The sequence below is a fragment of the uncultured Brachyspira sp. genome (assembly GCF_944390595.1).
Classification (GTDB): Bacteria; Spirochaetota; Brachyspiria; order Brachyspirales; family Brachyspiraceae; genus Brachyspira.
In genome coordinates, this window is the sequence record NZ_CALXRN010000053.1 from 1 (window position 1) to 9,595 (window position 9,595).

The following is a 9,595-nucleotide window of genomic DNA, read 5'->3' on the forward strand; positions in this document are numbered from 1 at the left end:
TGGAAGTTATAAAAATAATAGACAAAAATTTACTTAAAAGTGTAGAGAAAAAATCAAAATACATAAAAAATAAATTATCAAAATTAGACAATGTAGTAAGCGTAGACGGAATTGGCTTAATGCTTGGAATTGGTCTTAAAGACGGGCTAAATGCCAGAGAAATAGTAGAAAAATGTATAGAAAAAGGTGCTATTCCATTAACTGCTAAAAATAAGATAAGACTTCTTCCTCCTCTTACAATAACAGATAAGGAATTGGAAAAAGCTGTTTCAATACTTTGCGAATGCATAGGTTAAAATAGACTATAATAAATAAAGGCTTTGCTTTTAATTCAAGCAAAGCCTTTTTAAATTTCATCATTTAATATAGCCATGTGTATATGGTCTTCCCATTTTCCGTTAATTTTCAAATATTTTTTTGATAACCCCTCATATTGAAATCCAAGTCTTTTAACAAGCTCTATTGAAGGCTTATTATGAGGCATTATATTAGCCTCTACTCTATGAAGTCCTACTTCTTTAAATACTATTACTATTGCTGCATTCAAAGCTTCTGTCATATATCCTTTATGCTGTTCATATTCATCTAGTTTATAACCTACAGTAGTTGATAAAAAAACTCCTTTAACAATATTGGCAAAATTAATCATCCCTATAATTCTTTTTTTATCTTCTATCTTGTATATCCAAAATTTTAACATTCTTCCGCTTTTTACTTCTTCAAGCTCTCTCTTAATAATATCTTTATGAGTTGCAGCTTTATAAAAAGCATCTGTTCTGTAAGGATCAAAAGCTTTAAAAAAATCTTTATTTCTGCTGTAAAAATCAACTATTTGTTCTGCCATATTTATACTAGGCTGTACAAGAAAGAGTCTGTTGGTTTTATAAGTCTTTTTAAGCATAGAGCAAACCTATTTAGAATCAGTAATTATTTTAGAATTTACTATATTGAAACCTTCATGCCTTAATAGATACTCTTTTTTTTCTAATCCTCCGGCATATCCTGTAAGTTTTTTATTAGCCCCCACTACCCTATGACAAGGTATTATTATAGCTATATTATTCTTTCCTTCAGCATTTCCAACAGCACGCGATATGCTTCCCATACTGTCAGAAACTTTTTTGGATATATCGGAATAAGTTACAATATTTCCAAAAGGTATTTTATAGGTTTCAATCCAAACTTTATATTGAAAATCTGTGCCGTATAATGCTAAAGGCACTGTAAATGTTTTAGCTCTATTTGAAAAATATGCATCTAATTCTTTTTTTGTTTTTTTTATAACAGCAGGCTCATCATAATCAATTTTCATATCATCACCTAAGTCGAAAGTTAATGATGTAATATATTTTGAAGTATTATCCGCTGAAAGTATTAAATCGCCTATCGGGCTTTTATATATATATGCTCTATTATTATCTTCTTTTTTATCAAGTCTTATTATATTCACAATCTTACCTTTTTAAGATTGATAATAGGACAAGAAGAATATAAACCTTCTATTGCATCAGGATTAACAGCAACAGAAGCATATTCAAGAACATTAACACTAACTAAATACTCTGCATCAATAGAAGCAACGTATTCTGCTGTATCTCTAGCTGTATAAAATACGCAATAATCAAGAGACACACCAACAAAATCTAATATTAATGTTTCCTTATTTTCTCTGGCAGCATCTATAAACTCTTTATGCATATAAGAAAAACCAGAGTTTCCTTCATCATCAGGATCAACGCCTTTTTGTACATATATATAATCTCTCTTCTTTCTTAAGCCGTCTACTATGGCTGAACCATAAGTTCTTGCTACACAATGACGCGGCCATAAAGTTAAAGATTCTTCATCCCCTGTATCCTGATCTATAACTTTTACTTTGGAAAAAGGTTCCTTTCCATGAGTTGAAGCAAAAGATATATGATTGGATGGATGCCAATCCTGAGTAGCAATTATGGCATCATATTCACCATTCTTTATAAGATCGTTTATCACAGGTACAAGTTTAGCAGCCCCTTTAACAGCCATAGGACCGCCTTCCATATAATCGTTTTGCATATCTACTATTGTAAGTATTTTTATTCTGCTCATAATTCAAGTCCATTAATACTTTAATTTATGAAATTTTTTTAAGCCCTATACTTTCCTGTATAGGAATAAGTGCATCTATAGTTTCCTTTATTAAATCATCAATAGGAACTCCTAACATTTCAGCACCTTTATTTATAACTGTTCTATCAACCTTTGCAGCAAATGCTTTATCCTTTAGTTTTTTCTTAACAGATTTTACTTCCAAATCCTCTAAACTTTTTGAAGGTCTAACTAAAGCACAAGCTGTAATAAAACCGGCAAGCTCATCAATAGCATATAAAGTTTTTTCCATATTGCTTATAGGTTCTATATCAGTACAAAATCCGTAGCCATGACTTTGTATAGCTCTTATAAAACTTTCCGGTAATCCTTCAGATTCTAATATTTCTTTAACTTTAATGCAATGCTCATCAGGATATTTTTCATAATCCATATCATGCAAAAAACCAACCATACCCCATTCATCTTCATCTTCGCCGTTCTTTTTAGCAAAATATCTCATAACTGCCTCAACTGATAATGCATGTTTAAACAAAGAGTGTTCTTCGTTATATTTCTTAAATAATTCTAATGCTCTTTCTCTATCTATGCTAGCCATTAAAAAAACCTCCTAAGGATTAGGATAAGTATATATTATATTTTTCTATTTTTCAATATTTTTATTCTTATATTTATATGATATTTTACTAATATATCACAAAAAAGTTATAATAAAAAAGTGTATAAAAACGATTATTATAATAATATAAAAAATAAACAGGAATTATTAAAAATGATAATAAAAAAACTTATTATATTTATCACTATCCTAGAACTTATATCAATACAAATATATGCAATGACTGAAAATGAAAAGAATATGATAACAGCTGTAAAAGCTGGAGATACTAAAACTATACAAACGCTTCTATCACAAAATGTTAATCCTAATATGAAAGATGAAAGAGGATATTCTCTTATACATATAGCTGCTGAAAATAATAAAATAGAATCTATAAAAGCATTAAAAAATTCACGTTATACAGATTTTAATATACTTTTGCAAAGCAATTCAACAATAAATATACAGAATAATATGAGATTAGATGCTTCATACTATTCTGCTATGGATATTGCAGCTGTAAATAATAATTTTGATATTGTGAAATTATTAATGGATTATGGTGCCAATATAAATTTTCAAATAGAATATAAGCCTAGAAGTGAATTTTTAGCTTCAAGATATTCAACTCCTAAAATTTTGGAATTATTTTTAAATAAAAATATATATTTGCTTATGAATAGTGAAGATGTTATATCATTAATAAAGTCTGCAGTACTTGGAAATAATGTCCCAAATATAAATTATTTAGTAAAAAATTTAGGAATAGATGTTGATACTAAAGATACAAATACAATGCTGCATTATGCTGTTGGAGAAGGTTCCGTAGAGGCTCTAAATGAACTTATAAAATTAAGAACAAATGTTAATAATACAAATTCTAATTTTCAAACACCTTTGCATTATGCAATTGAAAATAATACATACAGAATGAAAGAAAGTGTATCTTCATTACTATTATCAAGAGCTAATCCTAATATAAAAGATAAAAACGGAAATACTGCTTTACACTTAGCTGTAATGAATGCATATAAATCAGCAGATTACATAGATATTATGAATAATTTAATAAAAAATAATGCTGATGTAAATATTCTCAATAATAACAATCAAAATGCATTAAATATAGCTGTTGAAAATAATAATACTGATATATCAAATATACTTATAAATGCTAAAGCTAATTTAAATAATATCCATGACGGTTACGCTCCTATTCACATTGCTGTAAAAAATAATAATATATCAATACTTAGAAATTTATTATTAAATAAGGCTTACATAGATATTAAAGATGAAAAGAAAGGATATACTCCTTTATGCATAGCAATAGAAAATAATAACTTTGATATATGCAAAATGCTTATAACAAATAATGCTTCAATGGATAATAATGCAATAAATCTTGTAAAAAATTCTACTAATGAAAATATTAAAAGACTGCTTGAATCCGGAAGAGTTAATTGATAATAAACTAATAACAAATATTATTTACAATTTTTTCATTAATAATCTTTAAATTCTATTAAATATTTTTGAAAAATTGTAAATAGTATATAATCTATTTTAACCTCATCTTTTAGGAAATTATCGTACATATAATTAATAATATCAATATTTGTATTAATTTCATTGAAGCAAACTTCATATTTATATTTCAATAAATCATATATATCCAATATTTCCAAAATCTTAACAGGATAATATACAGATGATGTCAAATTTAATATGTCTCTGGAATCAAAACTAATTAGATATTGATATTCAAAATTAGGTCTTTTAGCTTTCATAGCTTCATATAAAGTTATAGCTAATCCGTATCCGTACCCATAATACTCATGATGAAGTCCTACAGCCAAATTTATATCATAATTATTAGATATAGAATACTTCAAATAATTATATGACTTTATTGAATGTGAATACAATTCATTATTACTATTAACACTTTCTATAGGTAAATAATTAATTATTTCAGTTAAAGTAATATCATGCAAAAATGCCGCTATTGCAATATTAACTATTTCCATATTATCAAAATGTCTTATTCCTAATTTGAATACATTATCCAATTTTCCTATATCTCTAATAAATTTATATTTATTAGCTATTTTCTCATAATAAGGCATAAACTCATTTTTCCATTTTGCTCTTATTTTAGACAACATACCCATATTAATATTTCTATTATAGAATATCATAAATTCCATAGTATTAATAAAAAGTCTATTGCTATGATCTATTATATTGTATCCTGTAAATCCAATAACATCATTAAATATATCAGGCTTTTCATAATTCTTATTAAGCAAAACAAAAACACTCTCGGCTACACTTCTTATTAAATCTTCATAATTTATATTATATACTTTCATATTAAATTTGGAGTCATTATTAATATCCCCAATAACATTTATTCTATTTATTAATCCCAACTTTATTAATATTTCACCAATAATCTCAGCAGCTTTGCATGTAAATTTTTCTCTTGATTCTTCAGCTTCAAGATTTTTTATTAATTTTTTTATATGCTCAACTCTTTCATAAGGAGTAATAGCTAATATTTCTTCCAGCATTGCGGATTCTTTATTAGAAACTTCTTTTATAGGATCTTTACAATTTGTAAAAATAGAATAAAAATAATCTTTATTATTTAATTTAGCCGGATCTACAAAAAATTTTATCATTTCAAGATATGAACTATATATGTAATATTTTGAATTATTAAATAAAATATTATTTTTCATAGTATCATCAAATATAATATCTATTTTATTATAGGGTATTACATTTATGATACCATCTTCATTCTTAGAAATTATTTCTATTTTATCTTTAAAAAATAATTCTTTATAATCTCTAAGTTTTTCTATTTCTATTTCCGAATAATTATCTAAATTTATTTCCATAAATAATCCATAAACATAATAATATATTACTCGTATTTATTATATATAATAAATACAATAAAAGGAAGATTTTGTAGTAAAAAATGTTGGAAAAAAGAAAAAAATTATTATATTTATAAATATGGATGAGAGTATTCACTAAAGAAAACGGAGGAAAGATGGAAAACAACTACGAATACACCAAAGAAGATCTTGCTATACTGAACTCATATAAAATACTATCTCAATCATTAGCTACTTATTTAGGTGAAAATGTAGAAATTATCTTATACTCCTTTGAAAATGAACAATGTAATATCATACATATTGTAAATGAACATCTATCAAATAAAAAATTAGGTTCTCCAATATCTGACATGGATAAAACTATAATATTGGAAATATTATCAAATAATGAAAATCATAAAAATAACTTTGTACAATCTGTAACAGGAGAATGCAATAAAGTAAATTACACAATATTAAAAAATAATTACGGAGTTCCTATTGGAATGATGTGTATAAATTGGCATTTTGACATATCAGTAATAAATATATTAAGTGCTTTTATACCTGATAATATAAGTGTAAGCAAAGAAAAATCTAATAATAGATCTGAAGAAATAATACTAGACGCTATAAAAAAGGTTATTATAGGTGTAGATAGAGATGAAGTAGGAGCATCAGTATATAATAAAACTATAATAAAAAAGCTGTTTAGTCAGGGAATATTTGAATTTAAAGAAGCAGTACAAATTGTATCAAATTATCTGCATATATCTCATCACACTGTTTATTTGCATCTTAGGAGCATTAAAAATCAAAAAAAGTATAAAAATAATTAATTATTTGAATGCGGATGAAATTTATTATAAACTTCAAATAATCTTGAATTAGTAACATGCGTATATCTTTGTGTAGTTGCTATTGTTTCATGTCCTAACAATTCCTGAACGCCTCTAATTTCTGCATCATTATTAAGCAAATGTGTAGCAAAAGTATGTCTTAATGTATGAGGTGAAAAATCTATAGATATATTAGAATTTCTAATTAAACGTTTCATAGATGTTCTTATGCTTCTGTCACTTATGGGCTTTCCAAACCTATTTATAAATATATAATCATTAGTCTCGCCGTATTCTTTTTGTATAATTCTTCTCTTCTCCATATATATATCCCAATTTTCATATATTATAGGAAGAAGAGGGATATCTCTAACCTTAGAACCTTTACCGCATACCCTCAAAGTTTCAGAGCCTTTCTTTATCATGCTAAGTCTTAGAGAAGCTAATTCTGATACTCTTAATCCAATCGTATACATAAATAGAGCCATCATTTTATCTCTAAGCAATGTAAACTCTCCATTATCATCTATATTAAGTATGCTGTCCATATCTGATATTGATAAAAATTTTGCTATATGTTCTTCTCTTTTAGGACTTTTCATATCAACTATTCTTCTCTTATCCGAATAGTTGTTTCTTATCAAATATTTATAAAATTTTTTTATAGAAGATAAATGTCTTGAAGTTGTAGAATTAGTCAATCCTTTATTCTTTAAAAATGTTAAATAATCTCTAACTGCATAATGATCTGCATCTTCTATCAATATATTTTTACTTTCTAAAAATTTAGCATATTCTTTTAAGTCTTTATTATAGCTGTTAATAGTATGTGCTGCAAAATTTAAAGTTTGCAAATAATCACAAAACTCTTCAAGAAAATAATAAAATTTATTATCAGTAGAAACCCCATTATCCATAATAAAGCCTTTATAAAAAAAATCAAAAATTATATAAGAATATTATCGAAAGTTTATATTATAAATTTATGAAGTATGTTAACTAGATAAAATTTTTTAAAAAATAAATTTATTATTTTTTAATAAAAATATATTAATTAATAATTAAATTTATTTAATTTCTTTTTATCTGTAAGCCTCTATATGTATAGTAGGTTCTATACCTAATTTATTTCTTATAGCATTTTCAAAAACAGTTGCTTTTTCATGAGCATCAAATACTGTCATATCTTTTGGAAAACGCATGTGGAAAGTTATTTCGCTATGATCTCCATAAGTATGTATATGAAAATGATGAAGATTCAAATCTGAATTATCAATATTAATTTCTTCTGCTATTTTTTTTATATTTTCTATAGTCTCTTCTGAAGGATATTCGCCTATTAAAGGCTTTATACTTGATTTAATAACATCAAAAGCAGCATAAAATATTACAAGTGAAACTAATATACTTAATACGCTGTCAATCCACCAAAAATTTTTTCCTAATAAAATACCAACTAATATAATTATAGATGTAACACTGTCGCTTCTATGATGCCATCCGTCAGCATATAGAGATTTAGAACCTGATTTTCTATAACCCCAAAATGAATACTGAGCTAAAATTTCTTTAACCAAAATAGAAACTATCATGGCAATTATAGCTATCATAGTAAATGAAGCTGTTTTTTTATTCATAATATTTTTTACAGCTTCAGAAAAAAAGCTATAGCCTATAAATACAAGCATAATACCCACTATAAAGCTGGTTATCAATTCTATTCTTCCATGTCCGAAAGGGTGCTCTTTATCTGGAGGTCTTTTTGAAAAAATACCGCCTATTATAACAATAATGCTGCTTATACAGTCACTTAATGAATGCCAAGCATCAGCCATAATGGACAATGAACCCGTCAAAAGTCCTACTATATATTTAAAAGCAAATAATAATACATTTATGATAACAGAGACTATGCCTTCTACTATCATATATTTAGATTTTTTTTCATTACTGATATTCATTTTATTACCCCAAACTATTTAATTTTGACTGCAAAAGGATAATGAATTTGAAACAAAATGTCAATTATTCAAATATAAATTGTTGTTTACAGATTAGAAGGTTGTAACTTTTAATAAAATTATATAACTTATATTAGCTTCATCAAAATAAAATTAAATGCTTGATAAAACTTAACTTTTTTGTTAATATTCTGTTAACTAAGTTAATGAAAAAAATATAGAATAATAAAAGGAGAATAAATATGTCAAATACAGCATTTCTATTTCCAGGTCAAGGTTCTCAATGCGTAGGTATGGGAAAGTCTTTATATGATAATGTATCTGAATCCAAAGCAATATTTGATAAAGCTGCTAATATTTTAGATGACGTTGATATTAAAGCATTATGTTTTGAAGGCAGCGAAGAAGATCTTAAAAAAACAGAAAATACTCAGCCTGCTCTAGTAACAGTAGGCATGGCCGCTTATGAGGCATTAAAATCAAAAGGAGTAAAAGGAAATCTATTTGCAGGACATAGTTTAGGAGAGATTACTGCCCTCTCTGCTGCAGGATATATATCATTTGAAGATGCAGTAAAGATTGCAAGAACTAGAGGACTTTTAATGGCTAAAGCTGGTGCCGATGCTCCTTACGGAATGGCGGCAGTACTTGGATTAAGTTATGATGATGTTGCTAAATGCATGCCTGAAAATAAAGAAGTTGTTGCAGCTAATTATAATTTAAAAGATCAAATAGTTATATCTGGCTTATTAAGTGCTATAGAAGCTGTTACGCCAAAACTTCAGGAAGCTGGTGCTAAAAGAGTTATGCCTTTAAAAGTTTCAGGTGCTTTCCACTCTCCATTTATGAAGCCTGCAGCTGAAAGCCTAAAAGAATTTTTAGAAAAAATAGAGTTTCATAATAATGATAATAAAGTAATGTCTAATGTTACAGCTGAAGTGCATGTATTCGATTCAATAAAAGATAATCTTTATAAACAAATGTTTTCAACTGTAATATGGTATGACAGCATGATTAATATGCAAAAACAAGGTATTACAAAAATATATGAATGCGGACCTGGCAAAGTTTTAATAGGCATGAGCAAAAAAATTACTCCTGATATTGAAGCATTGCCTGTATTTGATATTGATTCATTGAACGCTGCTTTATAATTCAAGTATATAATAAGAGTAAAAAATTAATATTAGCAATAATAAATTTTTTACTCTT

Annotated in this window: 11 protein-coding genes; 4 read left to right on the top strand and 7 right to left on the bottom strand. The window is 26.4% G+C overall.

All coding sequences use genetic code 11. The annotated features are described in order from the left end of the window. Nucleotides 1–296: aminotransferase class III-fold pyridoxal phosphate-dependent enzyme (locus Q0J90_RS02875; RefSeq protein ID WP_297276477.1), on the top strand; the 296-nt coding region annotated here is incomplete at its 5' end. Nucleotides 297–346: 50 nt separating this feature from the next. Here Q0J90_RS02875 and Q0J90_RS02880 read toward each other — a convergent pair. Genes Q0J90_RS02880 through Q0J90_RS02895 form a run of 4 tightly spaced genes read right to left on the bottom strand, consistent with a single transcriptional unit; the run spans nucleotide 347 to nucleotide 2,686 of the window. Beyond that, nucleotides 347–901 carry a GNAT family N-acetyltransferase gene (locus tag Q0J90_RS02880; protein ID WP_297276478.1) on the bottom strand — a complete coding sequence of 185 codons (555 nt, stop codon included), beginning with the start codon at nucleotides 899–901 and terminating at the stop codon, nucleotides 347–349. Nucleotides 902–910: 9 nt separating this feature from the next. Next, complete coding sequence (locus Q0J90_RS02885; RefSeq protein WP_297276479.1) at nucleotides 911–1,450, bottom strand: methylated-DNA--[protein]-cysteine S-methyltransferase; 540 nt, start codon at nucleotides 1,448–1,450, stop codon at nucleotides 911–913. Continuing rightward, nucleotides 1,447–2,088: an isochorismatase family protein gene (locus Q0J90_RS02890; RefSeq protein ID WP_028329839.1), complete on the bottom strand. Its 642-nt coding sequence runs from the start codon at nucleotides 2,086–2,088 to the stop codon at nucleotides 1,447–1,449. The genes Q0J90_RS02885 and Q0J90_RS02890 overlap by 4 nt, the downstream gene beginning before the upstream one ends. A gap of 25 nt (nucleotides 2,089–2,113) precedes the next feature. After that, the gene (locus tag Q0J90_RS02895; protein WP_297276480.1) at nucleotides 2,114–2,686 is read right to left on the bottom strand and encodes an HD domain-containing protein; all 573 of its coding nucleotides are present in this window, start codon (nucleotides 2,684–2,686) and stop codon (nucleotides 2,114–2,116) included. A gap of 180 nt (nucleotides 2,687–2,866) precedes the next feature. On the opposite strand from Q0J90_RS02895, the gene Q0J90_RS02900 reads away from it, so the two are divergent. Further along, nucleotides 2,867–4,156: an ankyrin repeat domain-containing protein gene (locus tag Q0J90_RS02900; protein WP_297276486.1), complete on the top strand. Its 1,290-nt coding sequence runs from the start codon at nucleotides 2,867–2,869 to the stop codon at nucleotides 4,154–4,156. Nucleotides 4,157–4,194: 38 nt separating this feature from the next. Here Q0J90_RS02900 and Q0J90_RS02905 read toward each other — a convergent pair whose 3' ends face one another. Beyond that, the gene (locus tag Q0J90_RS02905) at nucleotides 4,195–5,598 is read right to left on the bottom strand and encodes a hypothetical protein (RefSeq protein WP_297276481.1); all 1,404 of its coding nucleotides are present in this window, start codon (nucleotides 5,596–5,598) and stop codon (nucleotides 4,195–4,197) included. A gap of 158 nt (nucleotides 5,599–5,756) precedes the next feature. Between Q0J90_RS02905 and Q0J90_RS02910 the strand changes: the two genes are divergently transcribed. Continuing rightward, a complete protein-coding gene (locus Q0J90_RS02910) occupies nucleotides 5,757–6,422 on the top strand; it encodes a PAS domain-containing protein (protein WP_297276482.1) in 666 nt (221 codons plus the stop codon). On the opposite strand, the gene Q0J90_RS02915 is transcribed toward Q0J90_RS02910, so the two are convergent. Then, the gene (locus Q0J90_RS02915; protein WP_297276483.1) at nucleotides 6,419–7,339 is read right to left on the bottom strand and encodes a tyrosine-type recombinase/integrase; all 921 of its coding nucleotides are present in this window, start codon (nucleotides 7,337–7,339) and stop codon (nucleotides 6,419–6,421) included. The genes Q0J90_RS02910 and Q0J90_RS02915 overlap by 4 nt on opposite strands. Before the next feature lie 165 nt (nucleotides 7,340–7,504). Beyond that, the gene (locus tag Q0J90_RS02920) at nucleotides 7,505–8,383 is read right to left on the bottom strand and encodes a cation diffusion facilitator family transporter (RefSeq protein ID WP_297276484.1); all 879 of its coding nucleotides are present in this window, start codon (nucleotides 8,381–8,383) and stop codon (nucleotides 7,505–7,507) included. A gap of 242 nt (nucleotides 8,384–8,625) precedes the next feature. Here Q0J90_RS02920 and fabD point away from each other — a divergent pair, with 242 nt between their 5' ends. Then, nucleotides 8,626–9,537: an ACP S-malonyltransferase gene (fabD, locus tag Q0J90_RS02925; RefSeq protein ID WP_297276485.1), complete on the top strand. Its 912-nt coding sequence runs from the start codon at nucleotides 8,626–8,628 to the stop codon at nucleotides 9,535–9,537. Nucleotides 9,538–9,595: the final 58 nt, after the last annotated feature.